Raw genomic sequence first — 19,826 nt, 5'->3', positions numbered from 1 at the left:
GCATCACTACATCAGTGAACCAGTTGCGGTTTTAAAGTGCCAATAAAACGCGCAAACTCGGCCTCTCGCAGCGCCGGGCTGTAAAGGAAGCCCTGGGCCTGATGGCACAGATTGGCCGCCAGAAACGCTTCCTGCTCGGGCGTTTCCACCCCTTCTGCGGTCAGCGACAGGTTCAGCGCCTTGGCCATCGCGATAATGGCGCTGACAATCTCGCGGCTCTCGCGGCTGATGGTGAGATCGGAAATAAATGAACGGTCGATTTTAATTTTGGTGATCGGGAACTGCTTAAGATATCGCATCGAACTGTAACCAGTGCCAAAGTCATCAATCGCCAGCCCCACACCCAGCTCGGCCAGCTCCTGACACAGGTTGGTGGCATAGCGAATATCTTCCATCAGCTCGGTTTCGGTGATTTCCAAAATCAGTGTTTTGGGCTTTAACCGATAGCGGGTCAGCAATTGCCATACCTGCTCATACAGATTGCCTGAGAAAAACTGCCTGGCCGACACATTCACATGCATCGAGATATCGATATTGTGGTGCTGCCACAGATTGAGCTGACGACAGGCGGCTTCCAGCACCCAACTGCCAATGGCGGTAATAAGTCCGGACTGCTCGGCAATGTCGATAAAGGCGCCGGGGTAAAGCACACCTTTTTTGGGATGATGCCAGCGAATAAGCGCCTCAGCACCTGTGTACCTTTCGTTTTGTAAATCGCGAAGTGGCTGATAGTACAGCTCAAACTGGCGGCCACGAATGGCAGAATGCAGATCGCGCTCAATTTGGGCATCATCTTTAAACGCGCTGAGCAAGGTGCTGTTAAACACCTGGATGGCAGTGCCCTGCTTCTTTTTGGCGTATTGCAGCGCAATATCGGCACAGGTCAGCGGCGCCACCAGATTGCTCACCGACGCAATGTCGACAATGGCCAGCGCCGGTTTGGGGTCGACCTGCTCCCGGCCAATTTGCACTGACATGGCCAGATGCTGATACAGACGATTGCTGATGAAATCCACTTCACTGCTGTGCTTTTCACCAAGGAGCAAAATGGCGAACTCGTCGCTGCCCACCCGGGCAATTTCGGTGGCTTTATTGATATCCGAGAAATGCCGCAAGCGGCGGGCCATCTCGATAAGCAGTGCATCGCCCTGTTCGTGCCCGTAGGTGTCGTTAAAGCGTTTAAAGCCAACAAGGTCGATAAGCAGCAGTTGCCCCTGCTGGGTACGCTCAAGTACCCGATTGAAATGCAGCCGGTTATAAAGCCCGGTCAGATTACAGCGCCAGGCAAGGCGCTCCAGTTCCTGCTGATAGCAATGCTGCTCGGTGCTGTCTTCACAGGTCACCAGTACATAGTAGTTACCGCGCTCGGTAACAAACTGACTTGCATGGTATTTAAGCCAGTAATCGCTGCCATCATAGCGCTTTAACTGAATTTCACCCTGAGCACTGAGGCCGCGGAAAATTTTTCCAAGCACCTCTTCACCCAGCCTGGGGTGTTGCTTGAAGAAATCCAGTTGCCTCAACGAGCGGCCAATGACTTTTTCCCGAGGCACACCCGTAATTTGCCCATGGGCACGGTTAACGTATTCCACGGTTTCGGTGTGCAGGTTTATCAGCATGCACACCTGTTCGGACTGCTCCACAGCGCTTTTGAACAGCGACAGCTTTTCTTCTCTGTCGTAAGTGTTGCGGGTAGCAAGGGCCAGGGCCAGCTGATCGGCTACCTGATTGGCAACATGAATTTCACTGTCGGTCCAGTTGCCGGTTTCACTGCGCTCAAGACACAGCACCCCTTCCAGGTGGCCGTTGATTCGTATGGCCACTTCGAGGCTTGAATACACTCCGGCAGGCAAATAATAGCTGTCTTTCAGTTCAGTCAGGCGGGGATCGCACGCAGTATCCGCGGCATCTATCTGACGGCGGCTGCCAAGCTCTTCAAGGTAAAAAGGACAATCCGAGATTTGTGACGGCCGCTGCACGGCCGCACCGAGGGCTGCATTTCCGAAATGTGCTACCCGATATTGGCTGGAGAGTTCGGCATCGAATGCCCAGACGCAGGCACTGGACAAACTGAGCGATTGGCACAGCAGTTCTGTGGCCAGCTCAGCCGTTTTGCCAAAGTCTCCCTGCTGTTTGGCAGCAGAGAGCACTATTTGTTCGACCAAAAGTTGATGTTTACGCCGTTTCACGCATGTCCCTAAATCCCAGGGTGTGGGATAACTGCAGTGGCAAGCCACCGGGTATTTTTATTCTTATATTTTATGAAGTTCGAATGTACATCAGCTTGGTTTTAGGGGGCAATATACAGTTTATGTAAATTTTTTCAGAACCCCTGCTCCAACTGAAAAATCATTTTTTCGGCCGCCACATCAAAGTTGAGTTTAAGCACAACCCCATCGGCGGTTTCTGCAATCTCGTAATGCACCTCGCTAAAGCGTGCCACCGCCTTTTCCTGCAGCGCTCTGGCCTGCTCAAAGGCATCATCGCCGCCAAATGTCAGCAGCAGCGCGGTATCTTCTTCACCTATTACCGCGCCGATATCAACAAAACTGCCACAATCGGTGCAGGTATCGTTAACCTGATAGCTCTGGTTGTCTTTAATGGCTTTCATCTGCATGCTCCTTACTTTTGATAAACCTCAAGTATAGAGCAGTTTATTGGCGCAAAACCTGCCCGGGGTCAAGCTCCTGCCATCATTTTGCCAAGGCTTCGCTGCGCTTCGAGCACATCATTAAAGTGCATCAGGGCCTGGGCCGGTGCCGGGGCCGCACCATAAAAGCGACGTCTGACATTGGCTTCACAGTTATTGAGCGCAATCACCATATCGGCAGGCTGCTGACCACGAATAAGCACAGGTTCAGGCAGTAATGCCTGATTCAATCGAAACGCGGTATGACCGAAGGTTCTGAACACGCCACTGTTGTCCATACATTCCTGGCTACCTGGGGTAGCAACGAGGGCCTGTTTAGGAGGCAATTCGAATTGTTTGCTCAGCTTTTGTTCGGCCGACTCATCGGCAGACAGGCAAAACTCTGCAAAATCACGGGCATCCTGGGACAACATTGCCAATATCAAGCCAAAGTCGCCCCGGCGGCCGTCTTCAACGGCACGGGCAAGGCGGTCACCTACTTGGCTTTCATTGACTAAACCAGCAGCAATCTGCATAAAAAAACATCACAAAAACAGGTCGTTGTCATTTAATCGACCAATCGGCGACTAACTTTAGCCTTTTTTGCAAAATTGGCCTTTACATGGCGATCGATTCTGCTTACTATGGCCGCCGCTGATGAGGAGGGGTTCCCGAGTGGCCAAAGGGATCAGACTGTAAATCTGACGGCTCCGCCTTCGAAGGTTCGAATCCTTCTCCCTCCACCACTTCAGCAACGCAAAAAATGTAAAGCAAGAAACTCGTGGAGGGGTTCCCGAGTGGCCAAAGGGATCAGACTGTAAATCTGACGGCTCCGCCTTCGAAGGTTCGAATCCTTCTCCCTCCACCACTTCAGCAACGCAAAAAATGTAAAGCAAGAAACTCGTGGAGGGGTTCCCGAGTGGCCAAAGGGATCAGACTGTAAATCTGACGGCTCCGCCTTCGAAGGTTCGAATCCTTCTCCCTCCACCATCTTCTCTGCCCTCGCGGGCAGCGCCTGTAGTAACTCACCGCACTTTCTATTTCTCGTCATACTATTTCCCGTAATAGCAAACGCATAAATTTGTATCGGCCTGTAGCTGCTTTGATGCTGACGCTGTGAAAACCTGCTGATTTTGCATATCATCCAAGCTCGTATCGCAAAACACAGGACTCCCCATGAGCCTTCCCATTTGCACAAGCTGGGTAGCCAACGCCATCGGTAAAATTGAAGCCGACTTTCAGCGCAGCGCCGACACCCATCTGATCAAACTCGAACTACCGATGCTGGACGGCATCGACATCTACTTAAAAGACGAGAGCACCCACCCGACCGGTAGCCTTAAACATCGTCTGGCACGTTCACTGTTCCTGTATGCCCTTTGTAATGGCTGGATCAAAGAAGGTACGGCGGTAATCGAGTCCTCATCCGGCAGCACTGCGGTGTCTGAGGCCTATTTTGCCCGCCTGCTCGGCCTGCCCTTTATTGCGGTGATGCCAAAGAGCACCGCCAAGCGCAAAATCGAACAGATTGAGTTTTACGGCGGCCGCTGCCACTTTGTCGAACATTCCAGCGAGATTTACGCCGAGTCAGAGAAACTCGCCAAAGAACTGGGTGGCCATTATATGGATCAGTTCACCTACGCCGAACGGGCCACCGACTGGCGCGGCAACAACAATATCGCCAACGCGATTTTTGGCCAGATGGAGCGCGAACCGCACCCCATCCCCAGCTGGATTGTGATGAGCCCGGGCACCGGCGGCACTTCCGCCACCATTGGTCGCTATATCCGTTATCAGCGTCTTGCCACCAAACTATTGGTGGTCGACCCGCAGCACTCGGTATTTTACGACTATTTCAAAAGCGGCGATGCCTGCATTACCTGTGAAAAAGGCAGCTGTATAGAAGGCATTGGCCGCCCCAGGGTGGAACCGTCCTTTATTCCGGGCGTCGTGGATGAGATGTTGAAAGTGCCGGATGTGGACTCCATCGCCACCATGTATTGGCTCGAATCGCTAATCGGCCGTAAAACCGGGCCATCTACCGGCACCAATCTTTTTGGCGCGCTGAAACTCGCTTCCCAAATGCAGGCGCGCGGCGAAACCGGCAGCATAGTGACGCTTATCTGCGATCCGGGCGAGCGCTATCTCGATACCTACTACAACAGCGACTGGGTAAGCCAGCACATCGGCGATATCTCCGCTGCCAGCGCGGCACTTACCGACTTCAGTGAAAGTGGCAGGCTATGAGTGCCTGATGCCCTAACGAAAAAAGCTCCCTCGGGAGCTTTTTTATTGGCATGACTGAGCGGTTTACCAAATTAATCGATATTCAAATACTTGTGGGTTTGAATAGACAGGCGCCAGTTGCGGGCAATGCAGGTTTTCATCGCAAGCTCTGTGGCACGGGGCTTTTGGCTGATTGGCTGCAAACAAATGGTCTTGCTGCTGATATCTATGCCATCGAGCAGCGTATCGAGTTCATCAATATGTGCATCGGTGGCCACCGGGTGTTTGATTTCATTGGCACGCTCAAGCGCTTGTTTCAGCACAGGATAGCCGCCTTTCATATTCATCTTGGGTGATACTGTCACATAGGTGCTGTCTGAGCAGCGTACCTCAAAAGTGCCGCTGGTTTCTATCTGGCAATGAAACCCTGCCGCTTCAAAGCCTTGGGTCAAATCCGTTAAGTCGTGCATACAAGGCTCGCCGCCGGTGATCACCACCAGTTTGGCGCTAAAGCCCTTTTGATTAAACGCCTCAATAAGCGATGCTGCCGTATGCATGGCCCAGCGACCAATGCTGCCGTCCACCTGGATGACATCCGCAGGGGCGACCTTGTTTTGCTCAAGCAGATCCCAGGTTTGGGCGGTATCACACCAGGGACAGGCAACCGGACAGCCCTGCAGGCGCACGAAGATGGCGGGCAAACCTGTGTGGCTGCCTTCACCCTGAATGGTTTCAAATACTTCGTTGATGGGATACTCGCTCATCAGCACTCGCTCAGTTGGTGTCGCTGCCATGGCTGGTTAACGACGGACATTCAATTTGGCCGGCTGTTATAGAAGATTTCAGCCACGGATTCAAGGGAACTTTTCAACCGGGACTCAGCGCCACTAACCCTAACTTTGATGCCACTGACTTTGATGCGGCCCGGATGCTGGGATACACTATATCCCCAAAAGTTTAACTCAGTATCGGTTTTTCCATGTCCAAAGCAGTTGTCGTTTTCAGTGGTGGTCAGGATTCCACTACCTGTCTGGTGCAGGCCCTGTCGCAGTTTGATGAAGTGCATGCCATCACCTTCGATTATGGTCAGCGCCACAGTGAAGAAATAGAAGTGGCCAAGACACTGGCAAACGAGCTTGGCTGTGCGTCCCATAAAATCATGGACGTTTCTTTGCTGGGCGAGCTTGCTATCAGCGCCCTCACCCGCGACGCCATTCCGGTTTCCCACGAGTTGATGGAAAATGGCCTGCCCAATACCTTTGTGCCAGGACGCAATATTCTGTTTCTCACCCTGGCAGGTATTTACGCTTATCAGCTTGGCGCAGATACGGTGATCACCGGGGTGTGCGAAACCGATTTCTCCGGCTACCCGGATTGCCGCAATGACTTTGTCAAAGCCATGGAGCAGGCGCTGAATCTCGGAATGGACAAGCAGCTTGAAATTCGCACCCCGCTGATGTGGCTCAACAAAGCCGAAACCTGGGCACTGGCCGACCGTTACGGCAAGCTTGAGCTTGTGCGTAATCAAACCCTGACCTGCTATAACGGCATTAAAGGTGACGGCTGTGGCGACTGCCCTGCCTGCTTGCTGCGCCGCCGCGGCCTTGAGGACTACCTCGATAATCGTGATTCGGTAAACGCCGAACTTGCCAAAAAGACGACCACCAATTGAGCGAGCAGTCTTCCGGCAAGTCGCTGTTAAGCCTGCTGCCCCCAATAGACAAGCCCCTGCTGGCGGTTGGCGCTGCGCTGTCATTGCTTTGCACAGCGCTGTATTTTTTGCCTGTTGATGGGCAGCTTAACTGGCAAAGGCAACTGATTGGCGCAGGCGAATATTGGCGCCTTGTCAGCGGCAATTTGCTGCACACCAACCACTGGCACCTGCTGATGAACCTGGCAGGCTTCTGGGTCATCTTAAGCCTGCACCACTTTCATTACCGCGCCGCAGGGCTATTGCTGCTTCTGTTATCGCTCTGCCTCGGCGAAGGTATTGGTTTGTATCTCTTTGACCCAAGCCTGCACGCCTACGTCGGCCTTAGCGGGATCTTACACGGCCTGTTTGCTTTTGGCGCAATCATGGATATCAAGCGTGGGCTTAAGTCTGGCTGGCTGCTGCTGATTGGCCTGGGTTTAAAAGTGGCTTATGAGCAGTTTTTTGGTGCCAGCACCGATGTGGCGAGCCTGATTGGTGCCCGAGTCGCCACCGAGTCACATCTGGTGGGCGCTGTGCTCGGCACTGCGCTGGGCGCGGTATATCTTACATTCAGTAAATTGAAACAGGCCAAGGCTTGTGGCTAAAGCTGAATGCTGCCTGCCTTAAATACAAAAAACGCGCCTTAAGGCGCGTTTTTCATTACGGGCGTTCAGGCCTCTCAGGCCTGCAGCAACTGCTGGCGAAGCCCATGGATTTCATCCCTGAGCGCAGCGGCCTGCTCAAACTCCAGATCCCGCGCATGTTGATGCATTTGTTTTTCAAGCGCATCTATGGTCACGGCAATCTGATGCGGATCTTGCTTCACCGCAGGTTTGGTGGCGCTGGCGCGAGCTGACACCTTGCTGGCGCCACGGCTTGGGGCAGACCTTTCGCCCACATCCATCACATCGGTGATTTTCTTCACCACGCCGCGAGGGATAATGCCATGCTCTTCGTTAAACTGCATCTGCTTGGTGCGGCGTCGCTCGGTTTCCGCCATGGCGCGGGCCATGGAGTCGGTGATGCGGTCGCCGTAGAGGATAACCTTGCCGTTCACGTTACGGGCGGCGCGGCCTATGGTCTGAATAAGTGAGCGCTCGGAGCGCAAAAAGCCTTCTTTATCGGCATCGAGTATACACACCAGCGACACTTCCGGCATGTCGAGACCTTCTCTTAGCAGGTTGATGCCAACCAGCACATCGAACACCCCCAAGCGCAAATCGCGAATAATCTCCATCCGCTCAACGGTGTCGATATCCGAGTGCAGGTAACGCACCTTCACGCCGTGCTCGTCCAGATATTCGGTCAAATCTTCCGCCATCCGCTTGGTCAGTGTGGTTACCAGCACCCGCTCGTTCACCGCCACCCGTTTGGCGACTTCTGAAAGCAGATCATCCACCTGTATCGCCACCGGGCGTACTTCCAGCTCGGGGTCAATCAAACCGGTGGGCCGCACCACCTGCTCGGCAATGTCATCACCGCTCTTTTCAAGCTCGTATTTACCGGGGGTTGCCGAGACAAAGATGGTCTGGGGCATCAGGGATTCAAATTCTTCGAATTTCAGTGGCCTGTTATCCAACGCTGAGGGCAAACGGAAGCCATACTCCACCAGAGTGGTTTTGCGGGAGCGGTCGCCCTTATACATGGCGCCGATTTGCGGCACCGTGTTGTGGGACTCATCGATGATCATCAGACCATCCGCCGGCAGATAGTCTAGCAGCGTTGGCGGCCCCTCTCCTTCACCACGGCCTGAAAGATAGCGGGAGTAGTTTTCGATGCCGGAGCAATAACCCAGTTCGGTCATCATTTCCAAATCGTATTGCACCCGCTCGGTGATCCGCTGAGCTTCAATCAGCTTGTGAGTATCGAGAAACTGCTGTTTGCGCTCGCGAAGCTCCACTTTAATCTGATCGATTGCTTCAAGAATTTTCTCCCGCGGGGTCACGTAGTGAGTCTTGGGATACACGGTCGCCCTGGCGAGACGTTTGGTAACCTGGCCCGTTAAGGGGTCGAATTCACTGATGCGCTCGATTTCATCGTCGAACAGTTCAACCCGGATGGCATCGCGCTCAGAATCCGCCGGGAAAATATCAATCACCTCGCCGCGCACCCGGAAGGTACCACGCTGCAGATCAATATCGTTGCGGCTGTACTGCATTTCGCTGAGGCGACGCAGGATATCCCGCTGGCCCATAAAATCGCCCTGGCGCAAATGCAGCAACATCTTCATGTAGGAGTCGGGATCCCCCAGACCATAAATGGCGGACACCGAGGCGACTATGATGACATCCCGCCGCTCAAGTAAAGCCTTGGTTGCTGACAGGCGCATCTGCTCAATGTGGGCGTTTACCGAGGCGTCTTTCTCAATAAAGGTGTTGGATGCGGGCACATAGGCTTCTGGCTGATAGTAGTCGTAGTAAGAAACGAAATACTCCACCGCATTATTGGGAAAGAATTCCTTCATCTCACCATAGAGCTGCGCCGCCAGTGTCTTGTTGGGCGCCATAATAATGGTCGGCCGCCCCATGGTGGCTATCACATTGGCCACAGTAAAGGTTTTGCCCGAGCCGGTTACCCCGAGCAAGGTTTGACAGGCAAGCCCCGACTCGAGGCCATCAAGCAGCTTGGCAATGGCCTTTGGCTGATCGCCAGCGGGGGCATAGTGGGAAGAAAGCTGAAAAACTTGTTCGGTCACGTGAAAGCCATCCTGTAATTCACCGGCCGATAGTGTAAACCAGCCCGCTTAGGGACACCACCGCATGTCGGCGGCAAGGTCCCAGCAATGTGTTGCCGTTGCCGCCGGACAAGATTTCCTACTGAGGATAACAGATTTGGATTTGTAACTGGCTGTCAGAGCGCCACAAGACAGTCGATTCGCGCTAACTGGCACGTTTGTTCCACCGCTGAACACAAAATCATACACAAAGCAGATGATGTTCCGCGCTTACAATTTTGCAACGACTTCCGGGGGGAACAACAAAACAGAAAGAAAAGTCTTGACATTGATTTTATTGAACATTTTTCTTTTCGAGCAATCCCGCACAATTTAACACAAATCCCACAACCACGCGGGTTTGCAGGGCCATTTTTGCGATAGCCCACAGGCTTATCCACAGAATTTGTGGAAAAGTCTCGCAAAGCCAGACGGGCTGTGGGTTTGGTCGGGGTGTGCAAAATTGCCCTGGCGGTGGCAACTGTTTGTAATTTAACTACAGATGAAAGTCGGCCCAGGGATCCATACTGCAATCCATCACTTGAGCACAAGGAAACTTACGGCTGACATTTCACTTTACTTCATTAAAACAGCCACTTGCTGTGTGAAACATGGACAATATGCCGATTTTCACATCAGGATGTGCATTAGATGAGCACTTAACAGCATAATCACACTTTTTTTGAACTCCGCCGTTGACTCATACCGCTGCCCGTTTTACTATGCGCTCCGTTCTCAGCGAGCAGTTGTTTTACAACGATTCCCCTGTAGTTCAGTCGGTAGAACGGCGGACTGTTAATCCGTATGTCACTGGTTCAAGTCCAGTCAGGGGAGTTCCCCTGTAGTTCAGTCGGTAGAACGGCGGACTGTTAATCCGTATGTCACTGGTTCAAGTCCAGTCAGGGGAGCCACCTTCTTTTTCGCTATCTCTGCCCTGCTCCAATATTGCCTACGCGCGCAAATCCCGTTGATTTGGATTTTGTTTTTGGCCAAAACTGGTTAAACTTTTGCCCTGTTCGCAGTTTCTTTAAACTAAAATCCAGTAAATGGCGTAAACGGAATTCATCATGAGTCTGAGCAGAACGTTTCCAATCGTCCTTATTTTACTCTTCGGCGCTGCCGTCGCTTGGATGTATAAGGAAAGTCAGGGTCAACTTCAGGATGAAGGCGCCCGGATTTTATCAGCCTACCAGCAGAGCCTTACCCAACTTGCCGACTGGAAAGGTGACGGCGCAGCGCTGTATCAGGCGCTGAGCAATAATAATTCGTTGCAGTTTTTTCAGTACACCGACGCCACCGATAGTGCCCGCAATCTCACCAAGGGGCAACTGCAGGCCTCGGCCGACTCCCCGGTGATGCAACTCTTCCCCCTTGAGCTTGGTGATACCCGCAATCTGCCCGAAGGCCGGATGATGGTTAAGCTCGATGTCAGCCATGCCCGCAGCGCCGCCACTGCCGCTTTTACCGAGCAGCTAATTATCCTTGGCGGTCTGCTTGGCTGCGCTTTGCTGCTGTTTTGGCTGCTGCAGGCGTTTTTGTCACGCAATATCCGTTATGCCGCCGACTATATCCGCGCCATTCCTTCACTTAACTTTGCGCCGGTAGAGCAATCAAGGCTCAGAGCCGAATTAAGACCGCTGGCTCAGGCGCTGGAAGAAAGCCGTGCAGGTCTTAAAAGCAAAATCGACAGTTTGAATCAGGAAAACGAAAAGCTGTCGAGGGCGGCTTTTCAAGATCCCATCACCGGCTTTGGCAGTCGTGCCCGCTTCACCCGTAAACTCGATGAAGTTGCCAAAAGCCAGAAAGATTTGCTCGGCTGTCTTGCTATGGTGCAGGCCACAGAGCTTGGCAATATCAACCAGTTACAGGGGCGCACTGCCGGAGATGAATACCTCGCCAAGGTAGCAAACTGTCTTCGCCGTGCCTGCGGCCAGTTTCCCGATGCCGAATGTTTCAGAATAAGCAGCTCCGACTTTGCCATCTTCCTGCCCAATCTGGTGATAAAAGAGGCCGAGCGTTTCCTTGAGCCCCTGAAAACCTTGCTCGATGAATACCAAAGCACCACCAAGACCGATTCAGTGGCCTACACGGGGCTGGTACCTTACAAGAGCGGTGTCGACCCGGTTAACCTGCTCAGCTTGTCCGATGCAGCGCTCAGTATTGCCCAAACCCTGGGTCCGAACAGTTTCCATACTCTGGAAGATTTCAGTGATGACATGGAAATCGGTGATAACCGTTGGCAACTGGCAATTAACGACATAATCAAACGCCGTGCAGTGCGCTTCTTCCAGCAGCCTATTCAGCCCTGCCGCGCCGAAGTGGAAGTGTATCGCGAGCTCTTCGCCCGCTTTTATAACCCCGAAGGCAAGTTTCTGCCCACCGCCACCGTGATTGCCATGGCTGAGCGCCACGGCATGTCGATAGATTTGGATAAGCTGGTGATTTTGTCTGCTATCAAAATGCTGATAGACAACAAAAACCTCAGCGGCTCTTTTGGTGTCAACATCAGCGCAGCGTCCGCCACCAACGAAAACTTTGTCAGCTGGCTTAAAGATTTGCTGATAAAACAGCGCAGCGTGGCCAGCCGCCTGGTGGTAGAAATCAATGAAAGTGGTCTACAAACCAATATGCACGGCTGCTTTAAGTTTATTCGTGAAGTCCACAGCGTTGGCACCCGGGTATCCATCGAGCGCTTTGGTATGGGCTTTACCTCGTTCAAGTTCTTCCGTGAAATCCGCCCGGATTACATCAAACTCGACGCCACCTACAGCGAAGCCATCGATCAGGACGCCAACAACAAGTTTTTTGTGCGGATGATTATCGATATTGCCCGCCGCATTGGTGTCAGAGTTATTGCCTGTGGCGTTGAGCGTCAGGAAGAAAAGCTGACCCTGGAAAAATTGCTGGTGGATGGTCTGCAAGGCTATTACATCGCTCAGCCCCAACAAATGGGTCCAGGCGAAGCCGGCGAGTAACCGACTGAATAAAAATCAACCCGGCCCGGTTAACCCTGCTTTTGATATGTTGTTAATGCCACTCAAAAAGCCGATAATACCGGGCACCGACCGCTAATGCTTTTTTGCGATGAGTGAATATCTTCTGTTGTTGATCGGTACCGTGCTGGTCAACAACTTCGTTTTGGTAAAATTCCTTGGGCTTTGCCCCTTTATGGGGGTATCAGGCAAACTTGAGTCTGCCATCGGCATGTCGATGGCGACCACCTTTGTGCTGACCCTGGCGTCAATACTGAGTTTCCTGGTGAACCAGTACCTGTTGGCCCCCTTTGATTTAACCTATCTGCGTACCATGAGCTTTATTCTGGTGATTGCCGTTGTGGTGCAATTTACCGAGATGCTGGTGCAAAAAACCAGCGCCACCCTGCACCGCGCGCTGGGCATCTACCTGCCACTGATTACCACCAACTGTGCGGTACTCGGGGTGGCACTGCTGAATGTCAACGAGCAGCACGATTTCCTCGAGTCAGCCATTTACGGTTTTGGCGCTGCGGTGGGCTTTTCTCTTGTGTTGGTGCTCTTTTCTGCCATGCGTGAGCGCCTGGCCGCCGCCGATGTGCCTGTGCCTTTTAAAGGCGGCGCCATCGCCATGATCACCGCAGGTTTGATGTCGCTGGCCTTTATGGGCTTTACTGGGCTGGTGAAATAATGTCGGGAGTTATGTTAGCCATAGTTGTGCTTGGGGTGCTGGCGTTGGTGTTTGGCGCCATTTTGGGCTTTGCTGCCGTCAAGTTTAAAGTTGAAGGCAACCCACTGGTCGATCAGGTCGAAGCCCTATTGCCACAAACCCAATGCGGTCAGTGCGGTTACCCTGGCTGTCGCCCTTACGCCGAAGCTATTGCCGGCGGCGATAAAATCAATAAATGCCCTCCTGGTGGCACCGCCACCATGGAAAAGCTCGCCGAGCTGATGGGCGTTGAACCCGAGCCACTGTCTGCCTCCGAAGAGCAGCAGGTAAAGAAAGTCGCCTATATCCGTGAAGATGAGTGTATTGGCTGCACCAAGTGCATTCAGGCTTGCCCTGTGGATGCCATTGTTGGCGCCGGTAAGCTCATGCACACGGTGATCACCCAGGACTGCACCGGCTGCGATCTCTGCGTTGAGCCCTGCCCCGTAGATTGCATCGACATGATCCCCGTGGCTCAGGACATTAAAACCTGGAATTGGAAACTCAGTGCCATTCCGGTTATGCAGCTCGAAGAGGACAAACCGTGCTGACGCTTTTGGAACAACTGGATAAAGGTACGCTTTGGCGCTCTCCCGGCGGTATCCATCCGCCCGAAATGAAAACCCTCTCCAGCGGCACGCCCATCGCGCGTTTGCCACTGTTTAAAGAGTATTTGATTCCGCTGCCGCAGGTGGGAGAACAAGCAACGCTTGCGGTAAACCCTAGCGACAAAGTATTGAAAGGCCAGGTGCTGACCAAGGGTCAGGGCTTTGGGTATCTGCCGGTGCATGCGCCAACCTCTGGCCAGGTTAAGGCCATTGAGGCCCACCCCAGCAATCACGCTTCAGGGCTGCCGGTATTGACGCTGGTGCTGGAAAGCGATGGCGAAGATAGCTGGTGTGAGCTTAATCCCGCAGCAGTGAATTCGCTCAGCCCTGCGGAGATGGTGAAAAAGGTGCAGGAAGCCGGCATTGCCGGTATGGGCGGCGCGGCCTTCCCAAGCCATATCAAGTTAAGCCCCGCCAGCGATATCGAACTGGTTATCGTCAACGGCGTTGAGTGTGAACCTTATATCACCGCCGACGATCGTCTGATGCGCGAACATGCCGATGCGATTTTGGGCGGCGCCGAAATTGTGCACCGCATTCTTGGTCCCAAGCGCATTATCATCGCCATTGAAGATAACAAACCCGAAGCCGCCGACGCAGTGCGCGCCGCAATCAGCCGCAGCCATTTGCCCGCAGGCACAGCCCGGGTAACTGTGGTGCCTACCAAATACCCGTCCGGCGGCGAAAAGCAGCTTATTCAAATCGTTACCGGTCAGGAAGTTCCATCAGGCGCGATTCCGGCGCAGCTCGGCATTCTGGTCCACAACGTGGGCACCCTGTTTGCCATTCGCGACGCAGTGCTTGAAGGCAAGCCTCTTATTGAGCGGGTGGTCACAGTCACCGGCAATGCTGTCAGCAAACCCGGCAACTATTGGGCGCTGATTGGCACCCAGGTACAGGATGTGCTCGAACACTGTGATTTTCGCGCAGCGGAAGCACAAAAAGTGATTATGGGCGGCCCCATGATGGGTTACACCTTGCCCAGCACCCAGGTGCCGCTGCTTAAAGGCAGCAACTGTATTCTTGCGCCCAATGGTCTTGAAATCACCGAGATGCCGCCTGAAAAACCCTGTATTCGCTGCGGCGAATGCGCGGTTGCCTGTCCGGCCATGTTGTTGCCACAGCAACTCTTCTGGCATGCCAAGGCCGAAGAGTACGACAAGGCCGAGAGTTATAACCTCAAAGATTGTATCGAATGTGGCTGCTGCAGTTATGTCTGCCCAAGCGACATTCCTCTGGTGGAATACTACCGGGTAGCCAAGGCGGCAATTCGCCAGCAGGCCGATGAAAAGCAAAAAGCCGAACGGGCCAAGGTCCGTTTCGAGGCGCGACTGGCCCGTTTGGAAGAAGAAAAAGCCGCCCGCGAAGCCAAGGCCAAAGAGGCGGCTGACAAGCGCAAGGCCAGCATGGCCGGCAATGAGAAAGATGCCATTGCTGCTGCGCTGGCGCGGGTTCAGGCCAAAAAGGCGGCTGCAACCCAAGAGACTGCCGTCAATGATGCCCAATCTGCTGTAAGGGCCAATACAGCCGCCAGCGCCGATAAAGATCCCAAAGCAGGCGTAGCCGCGGCGATTGCCAGAGCCAAAGCGAAAAAAGCGGCCCAATCACAGGCACAAGCACAGGGTAACTTAGCAACCAGCAGCGAAAATAACCTCGATGTGGCAGCTGCTGCTAACCCTGAAACATCCGCTGCCGATCCCAAAAAGGCCGCTGTGGCTGCTGCCATTGCCCGTGCGAAAGCCAAAAAGGCAGCGCAGGCACAGGGCAACATGGCAACCGATCGCGACAACACTTCCGATGTCGCGGTTGATGCTGTGAGGTCAACACCTCAAGCGCCTGATGAGGCACCTGCGGCAGATCCGAAAAAGGCCGCTGTGGCTGCTGCCATTGCCCGTGCCAAAGCCAAAAAGGCCGCGCAGGCACAGGGCAGCGTCGCTACCAGCACTGACGACACTGCTGATGTCGCGGTTGAAACTGCAAAAGCCCTGCCTGCAGAGCCTCAGGAGGCGACACCTGTCGAGCCGGAAGCGTCAGGGGCTGTAGATCCCAAAAAAGCCGTCGTGGCTGCTGCTATTGCCAAAGCCAAGGCGAAAAAGGCCGCTCAGGCAAAGGCCGCTGAAAAGCAAAGTGCAGATAACGGGTCTGATGTTAAGACCGAATCTGACTCTCACTCTGAGCCCAGTGATGCCTCACAGCCAGAGGGTAACGACACAAAGCCGGAAGCAGAAACCACTACAGCTCAGACAACACCAGAGCAGGCATCTGAATCCATGTCGGCCGACGAACTGAAAAAAGCCCGTATTGCGGCCGCCGTTGCCAAGGCGAAAGCGAAAAAGACTGCCCGGGAGCAAGACTGATTATGGCGTTTAAGATTGCATCATCACCCCACGTACGCAAAGAGCTGCAAACCTCGGCGGTAATGCAGCGGGTGATCCTGGCGGTGCTGCCGGGCCTTGCCGCACAGTGTTATTTCTTCGGCTGGGGCAGCTTTATTCAGGTACTGCTTGCTCTCGCCACGGCACTTGCCTGCGAAGCCCTGGTGCTGAAACTGCGAAACCGCCCGGTTGCTGATACCCTCAAAGATCAAAGTGCAGTACTGACCGCCATCCTGCTTGGGGTGGCCATTCCTCCCCTCGCCCCCTGGTATCTGGTGGTGATAGGCACCCTGTTTGCCATCATCATCGTCAAGCAGTTGTATGGCGGCCTTGGGCAGAACCTGTTTAACCCCGCCATGGCGGCCTATGTGCTGTTGCTGATCTCCTTCCCGGCGCTGATGACAGTGTGGGCGGCGCCTGCATCCCTTGCCGATAAGAGTGCCGGTGTAATGGATGCGCTGCAGGTTATTTTCGGTGGTGTAGGAGCCATTGACTACGCCATGGGCATCGACGGCGTGACCATGGCAACTCCACTGGATACCTTGAAAACGGATCTCTCCATGGGTTTGACCGCGTCCGAGAGCCTGCAGAAGCCGCTGTTTGGTGGCGGCAGTACAGGTGAAGGCTGGTTTTGGGTCAATCTTGCCTACCTTGCCGGTGGCATGTTCTTGCTGGCGACCAAAACCATCCGCTGGCATATCAGTACCGGCTTCCTCGGTGCACTCTTTGTTTGCAGCCTGTTTGGTTTTGGTGTGTCACCAGACACCCACGCCAGCCCGGTCATGCAATTATTCAGTGGTGCCACCATGCTGGCGGCCTTCTTTATCGCAACCGATCCCGTTACTGCGGCAACCAGTCCCCGCGGACGCTTGCTGTTTGGCGCGCTGATTGGGGTGCTTGTGTATGTTATCCGAACCTTCGGTGGCTATCCCGATGGCGTGGCCTTTGCCGTGCTGCTTGCTAACCTGTGCGCGCCCCTTATCGATTATTACATCAAGCCGCGGGCCTATGGCCATCGTGGCAGCCTGTAGGAGACTCGGATGCAAAAATCCATCATCAAAAACGGTCTTCTATTGGCAGGCTTTGCCCTGGCCTGTACTGCCGCGGTTGCGCTGGTGAATGAAGCAACCAAAGATAAAATCGCCGAGCAGCAGCGGCTTGAACTCACCCGCATTCTGCATCAAATCGTCCCGGACGAGCTGCACGATAACGACCTTGGTGCCAGCTGCATTCTGGTCACTGCGCCAGAAGCCCTTGGCAGCAGCGATGCCATGCCTGTGTATCTTGCCACCCGCGGCGGCGACCCCGTAGCCCTGGCCATTGAGACCAATGCTCCCGATGGCTACAACGGCAATATCCGCTTCATCATAGGTGTCAATACCGCCGGCAAGGTGCTTGGGGTGCGAACCCTTAGTCATCAGGAGACACCGGGCCTTGGCGATAAAATTGAGCTTCGTAAATCAGACTGGGTGCTGGCTTTCAATGGCCAGGTATTTGACAGTGGCAACGACAGCAACTGGAAAGTGAAGAAGGATGGCGGCGAGTTCGATCAGTTTACCGGCGCCACCATTACCCCAAGGGCCTATATGAAGGCCATCAGCCGAACCCTTACTCTGGTCAGTAAAGAGCAGCAAGCCTGGTTTGAAAGACCCCTTGGCTGCGATGCAGGAGGCGAAATCAGTGAGTAATTTCAAAGAAATTGCCTGGCAAGGGCTTTGGAAGAATAACCCCGGTCTGGTGCAGCTTTTGGGCCTGTGCCCACTGCTTGCGGTTACCGCTACCCTCACCAACGCCCTGGGCCTCGGCCTTGCCACTGTTGCCGTGCTTATCGGCTCCAACGTGCTGGTGTCGCTGGTGCGCGACTATGTACCCAAAGAAATCCGTATTCCGGTGTTTGTGATGATCATTGCTGCGCTGGTAACCGTGGTGCAGTTGGTGATTAACGCCTATGCCTATGGCCTTTATCTGTCGCTTGGGATCTTCCTGCCGCTTATCGTCACCAACTGCGTCATCATCGGCCGTGCCGAGGCCTTTGCCTCCCGCAACAGCGTGGCTGCCAGTGCCTTTGATGGCTTGATGATGGGCGTGGGCTTTACCGCCGTGCTGGCCGTGCTTGGCGCAGTGCGTGAAATCCTAGGTCAGGGCACCCTGTTTGATGGCGCGGATCAGCTGCTCGGTGACTGGGCGCTGTCGCTCAGAATCGAGCTTTGGCAGGTTGATAACAGTTTTCTGCTGGCTATGTTGCCGCCGGGCGCCTTTATCGCCATGGGGCTGCTAATCGCCGCTAAAAACGTGATTGATGCTCGCATCGAAGCCAAAAAGCCCGTGGTAAGCTCGCCCGAAGCCATTACCCGCGCCCGCATTACCAAGGTTGGCTGAGCTCTAAAGCACTTGGGTGGCGCAATGACATTGATAAAAACCAGACAAAAAAACGTGTGAAAGAGTAAGGATAAGTCTTGAATAATCAAAAGCGTATTGAAATTCTGACGCGTCTTAGGGACAACAACCCCAAGCCGGAAACCGAGCTTAACTTTTCCACACCGTTTGAGCTGCTGGTTGCGGTCACCCTGTCTGCTCAGGCTACCGATGTGAGTGTAAACAAGGCAACCGACAAGCTGTTCCCTGTGGCCAACACTCCGCAGGCCATAGTGGATTTGGGTGTCGATGGGCTGAAGGAGTACATCAAGACCATCGGCCTATTCAACAACAAAGCCATCAACGTGGTGAAGCTGTCACAAATTCTGTTGGATAAGCACGGCGGCGAAGTGCCGGAAGACAGAGACGCGCTGGAGGCGCTGCCGGGCGTTGGCCGCAAGACTGCCAATGTGGTGCTCAACACCGCCTTCGGCTGGCCGACAATCGCCGTGGACACCCACATTTTTCGCTTGGCAAACCGCACCAAATTTGCCCCTGGTAAAAACGTGGTGGAAGTGGAAGAGCGGATGCTGAAGGTGGTGCCTGCCGAGTTTAAAGTAGACGTGCACCACTGGTTTATTCTGCACGGACGCTACACCTGCCTTGCGCGCAAGCCTCGCTGCGGCAGCTGTATCATTGAAGATTTGTGCGAATTCAAGGACAAGGTTTACCCCGACGAGTAAGCAGGGAACCCCCTAATGAAAAACGCCGCAGTCTGCTACCAGCTGCGGCGTTTTTCGTAAAAAAGCGTTTTAGAACATTGAGCTTGCGAACGCAGCAAAGAACAGCCCAATCACGGCCACGGTACCAACAGCCATTTTCAGTTCAGTTTTCATATTCTTCTCCCTTGGTGAACCTGCAATGCATTATCCGACGGTGCGAACGCTTTAGCCAACACTCCACCGTTAAACTGTGAGTTGCCTCAGATTTATCGTTTTCGTCGGTTTGCGCCGGGCATTTTTGTTATACTGGCCGCTTATTCATGTCGTCTAAGGAACCCCAAATGTCTCAAATTCTTCATACCATGGTTCGGGTTGCCAATCTTGAAAAGTCCATCGCCTTCTACACCGAAGTGCTGGGCATGAAGCTGCTGCGCACCTCCGAAAACCCCGAGTACCGTTATTCACTCGCCTTTGTGGGTTATGGCGAAGAATCCAGCGGCGCTGCAGTGATTGAATTGACCTGGAACTGGGATACTGACAAGTACGATCTGGGTACCGGTTATGGCCATATTGCGATTGGCAAAGCCGATATCTATCAGGCCTGTGAAGATATCGCCAAGGCCGGTGGCAAAGTGACCCGCGCGCCGGGACCCGTTGCCGGTGGCACCACTGAAATCGCCTTTGTGGAAGATCCTGACGGCTACAAGATTGAGCTTATTCAAATGAAATCCGCCATGCACGGCCTTGGCTAAGCTGGCCTGAGCACAAATCATTGCAGATAGTTCACCGCCGATGATGCTCTGCAGCCAATAAAAAAGCGCCCA

The 19,826-nt window shown here is 53.8% G+C and carries 17 protein-coding genes and 5 tRNA genes; 17 read left to right on the top strand and 5 right to left on the bottom strand.

Annotated features, from left to right (window positions below; translation table 11 throughout):
• Nucleotides 1-11 precede the first annotated feature (11 nt).
• The 3 genes from MJ923_RS08705 to MJ923_RS08695 all read right to left on the bottom strand — a co-directional run bounded on the left by MJ923_RS08705 (nucleotide 12) and on the right by MJ923_RS08695 (nucleotide 3,165).
• The gene (locus MJ923_RS08705) at nucleotides 12-2,189 is read right to left on the bottom strand and encodes a putative bifunctional diguanylate cyclase/phosphodiesterase (RefSeq protein WP_240590743.1); all 2,178 of its coding nucleotides are present in this window, start codon (nucleotides 2,187-2,189) and stop codon (nucleotides 12-14) included.
• 134 nt (nucleotides 2,190-2,323) lie between these two features.
• Nucleotides 2,324-2,611: a DUF406 family protein gene (locus tag MJ923_RS08700; RefSeq protein WP_240590742.1), complete on the bottom strand. Its 288-nt coding sequence runs from the start codon at nucleotides 2,609-2,611 to the stop codon at nucleotides 2,324-2,326.
• Nucleotides 2,612-2,679: 68 nt separating this feature from the next.
• Complete coding sequence (locus MJ923_RS08695; protein ID WP_240590741.1) at nucleotides 2,680-3,165, bottom strand: VC2046/SO_2500 family protein; 486 nt, start codon at nucleotides 3,163-3,165, stop codon at nucleotides 2,680-2,682.
• A 125-nt stretch (nucleotides 3,166-3,290) separates the two neighbouring features.
• Here MJ923_RS08695 and MJ923_RS08690 point away from each other — a divergent pair.
• The 4 genes from MJ923_RS08690 to MJ923_RS08675 all read left to right on the top strand — a co-directional run bounded on the left by MJ923_RS08690 (nucleotide 3,291) and on the right by MJ923_RS08675 (nucleotide 4,876).
• Nucleotides 3,291-3,375: transfer RNA gene (locus MJ923_RS08690), tRNA-Tyr, on the top strand.
• A gap of 37 nt (nucleotides 3,376-3,412) precedes the next feature.
• Nucleotides 3,413-3,497 (top strand) — tRNA-Tyr (locus tag MJ923_RS08685).
• Nucleotides 3,498-3,534: 37 nt separating this feature from the next.
• Nucleotides 3,535-3,619 (top strand) — tRNA-Tyr (locus tag MJ923_RS08680).
• Nucleotides 3,620-3,805: 186 nt separating this feature from the next.
• Nucleotides 3,806-4,876, top strand: coding sequence for a PLP-dependent cysteine synthase family protein (locus tag MJ923_RS08675; RefSeq protein ID WP_240590740.1), 1,071 nt, complete (start codon nucleotides 3,806-3,808; stop codon nucleotides 4,874-4,876).
• A gap of 71 nt (nucleotides 4,877-4,947) precedes the next feature.
• On the opposite strand, the gene queE is transcribed toward MJ923_RS08675, so the two are convergent.
• Nucleotides 4,948-5,619: a 7-carboxy-7-deazaguanine synthase QueE gene (gene queE, locus MJ923_RS08670; RefSeq protein WP_240590739.1), complete on the bottom strand. Its 672-nt coding sequence runs from the start codon at nucleotides 5,617-5,619 to the stop codon at nucleotides 4,948-4,950.
• A 215-nt stretch (nucleotides 5,620-5,834) separates the two neighbouring features.
• Between queE and queC the strand changes: the two genes are divergently transcribed.
• Both queC and rrtA read left to right on the top strand, forming a co-directional pair.
• Nucleotides 5,835-6,527 (top strand): 7-cyano-7-deazaguanine synthase QueC, encoded by a 693-nt coding sequence (gene queC / locus MJ923_RS08665; RefSeq protein ID WP_240590738.1) that lies wholly within the window; start codon nucleotides 5,835-5,837, stop codon nucleotides 6,525-6,527.
• Nucleotides 6,528-6,571: 44 nt separating this feature from the next.
• Nucleotides 6,572-7,153: a rhombosortase gene (rrtA, locus tag MJ923_RS08660; protein ID WP_420854428.1), complete on the top strand. Its 582-nt coding sequence runs from the start codon at nucleotides 6,572-6,574 to the stop codon at nucleotides 7,151-7,153.
• A gap of 74 nt (nucleotides 7,154-7,227) precedes the next feature.
• Here the strand turns inward: rrtA and uvrB are convergent, their stop codons facing one another.
• Entirely contained in the window at nucleotides 7,228-9,243 is a 2,016-nt protein-coding gene (gene uvrB, locus MJ923_RS08655) for an excinuclease ABC subunit UvrB (RefSeq protein WP_240590737.1), read from the bottom strand.
• Between the two features lie 779 nt (nucleotides 9,244-10,022).
• On the opposite strand from uvrB, the gene MJ923_RS08650 reads away from it, so the two are divergent.
• The 11 genes from MJ923_RS08650 (at nucleotide 10,023) to gloA (ending at nucleotide 19,754) form a co-directional block, all read left to right on the top strand.
• Nucleotides 10,023-10,095, top strand: a tRNA-Asn gene (locus tag MJ923_RS08650).
• A 1-nt stretch (nucleotide 10,096) separates the two neighbouring features.
• Nucleotides 10,097-10,172, top strand: a tRNA-Asn gene (locus MJ923_RS08645).
• Between the two features lie 156 nt (nucleotides 10,173-10,328).
• Nucleotides 10,329-12,236, top strand: a complete 1,908-nt coding sequence (locus MJ923_RS08640) for an EAL domain-containing protein (RefSeq protein WP_240590736.1) — start codon at nucleotides 10,329-10,331, stop codon at nucleotides 12,234-12,236.
• A gap of 109 nt (nucleotides 12,237-12,345) precedes the next feature.
• Nucleotides 12,346-12,924, top strand: coding sequence for an electron transport complex subunit RsxA (gene rsxA / locus MJ923_RS08635; RefSeq protein ID WP_126166982.1), 579 nt, complete (start codon nucleotides 12,346-12,348; stop codon nucleotides 12,922-12,924).
• Nucleotides 12,924-13,493 carry an electron transport complex subunit RsxB gene (gene rsxB, locus MJ923_RS08630; RefSeq protein ID WP_126166983.1) on the top strand — a complete coding sequence of 190 codons (570 nt, stop codon included), beginning with the start codon at nucleotides 12,924-12,926 and terminating at the stop codon, nucleotides 13,491-13,493. Before rsxA ends, rsxB begins: the two co-directional genes overlap by 1 nt.
• Entirely contained in the window at nucleotides 13,487-15,907 is a 2,421-nt protein-coding gene (rsxC, locus tag MJ923_RS08625) for an electron transport complex subunit RsxC (protein ID WP_240590735.1), read from the top strand. Before rsxB ends, rsxC begins: the two co-directional genes overlap by 7 nt.
• A gap of 2 nt (nucleotides 15,908-15,909) precedes the next feature.
• Nucleotides 15,910-16,956: an electron transport complex subunit RsxD gene (rsxD, locus tag MJ923_RS08620; RefSeq protein WP_240590734.1), complete on the top strand. Its 1,047-nt coding sequence runs from the start codon at nucleotides 15,910-15,912 to the stop codon at nucleotides 16,954-16,956.
• A gap of 9 nt (nucleotides 16,957-16,965) precedes the next feature.
• The gene (gene rsxG / locus MJ923_RS08615; RefSeq protein ID WP_240590733.1) at nucleotides 16,966-17,613 is read left to right on the top strand and encodes an electron transport complex subunit RsxG; all 648 of its coding nucleotides are present in this window, start codon (nucleotides 16,966-16,968) and stop codon (nucleotides 17,611-17,613) included.
• Nucleotides 17,606-18,304, top strand: coding sequence for an electron transport complex subunit E (locus tag MJ923_RS08610; protein WP_240590732.1), 699 nt, complete (start codon nucleotides 17,606-17,608; stop codon nucleotides 18,302-18,304). Before rsxG ends, MJ923_RS08610 begins: the two co-directional genes overlap by 8 nt.
• 77 nt (nucleotides 18,305-18,381) lie before the next feature.
• Nucleotides 18,382-19,023, top strand: a complete 642-nt coding sequence (gene nth, locus MJ923_RS08605) for an endonuclease III (protein WP_240590731.1) — start codon at nucleotides 18,382-18,384, stop codon at nucleotides 19,021-19,023.
• A 320-nt stretch (nucleotides 19,024-19,343) separates the two neighbouring features.
• Nucleotides 19,344-19,754 (top strand): lactoylglutathione lyase, encoded by a 411-nt coding sequence (gene gloA, locus MJ923_RS08600; protein ID WP_240590730.1) that lies wholly within the window; start codon nucleotides 19,344-19,346, stop codon nucleotides 19,752-19,754.
• Nucleotides 19,755-19,826: the final 72 nt, after the last annotated feature.

The sequence above is a fragment of the Shewanella zhuhaiensis genome, from assembly GCF_022484835.1.
Classification (GTDB): domain Bacteria; phylum Pseudomonadota; class Gammaproteobacteria; order Enterobacterales; family Shewanellaceae; genus Shewanella; species Shewanella khirikhana.
This window is presented reverse-complemented; position numbering and strand designations above follow the sequence as displayed.

Excerpts from the sequence above, each read along its gene's own strand:
- MJ923_RS08640 (WP_240590736.1), top strand. The coding sequence starts at position 10,329 with ATGAGTCTGAGCAGAACGTTTCCAATCGTCCTTATTTTACTCTTCGGC.
- MJ923_RS08700 (WP_240590742.1), bottom strand. The coding sequence starts at position 2,611 with ATGAAAGCCATTAAAGACAACCAGAGCTATCAGGTTAACGATACCTGC.
- rsxB (WP_126166983.1), top strand. The coding sequence starts at position 12,924 with ATGTCGGGAGTTATGTTAGCCATAGTTGTGCTTGGGGTGCTGGCGTTG.
- rsxA (WP_126166982.1), top strand. The coding sequence starts at position 12,346 with ATGAGTGAATATCTTCTGTTGTTGATCGGTACCGTGCTGGTCAACAAC.
- queC (WP_240590738.1), top strand. The coding sequence starts at position 5,835 with ATGTCCAAAGCAGTTGTCGTTTTCAGTGGTGGTCAGGATTCCACTACC.
- rsxD (WP_240590734.1), top strand. The coding sequence starts at position 15,910 with ATGGCGTTTAAGATTGCATCATCACCCCACGTACGCAAAGAGCTGCAA.
- queE (WP_240590739.1), bottom strand. The coding sequence starts at position 5,619 with ATGAGCGAGTATCCCATCAACGAAGTATTTGAAACCATTCAGGGTGAA.
- MJ923_RS08675 (WP_240590740.1), top strand. The coding sequence starts at position 3,806 with ATGAGCCTTCCCATTTGCACAAGCTGGGTAGCCAACGCCATCGGTAAA.
- rsxG (WP_240590733.1), top strand. The coding sequence starts at position 16,966 with ATGCAAAAATCCATCATCAAAAACGGTCTTCTATTGGCAGGCTTTGCC.
- MJ923_RS08695 (WP_240590741.1), bottom strand. The coding sequence starts at position 3,165 with ATGCAGATTGCTGCTGGTTTAGTCAATGAAAGCCAAGTAGGTGACCGC.
- gloA (WP_240590730.1), top strand. The coding sequence starts at position 19,344 with ATGTCTCAAATTCTTCATACCATGGTTCGGGTTGCCAATCTTGAAAAG.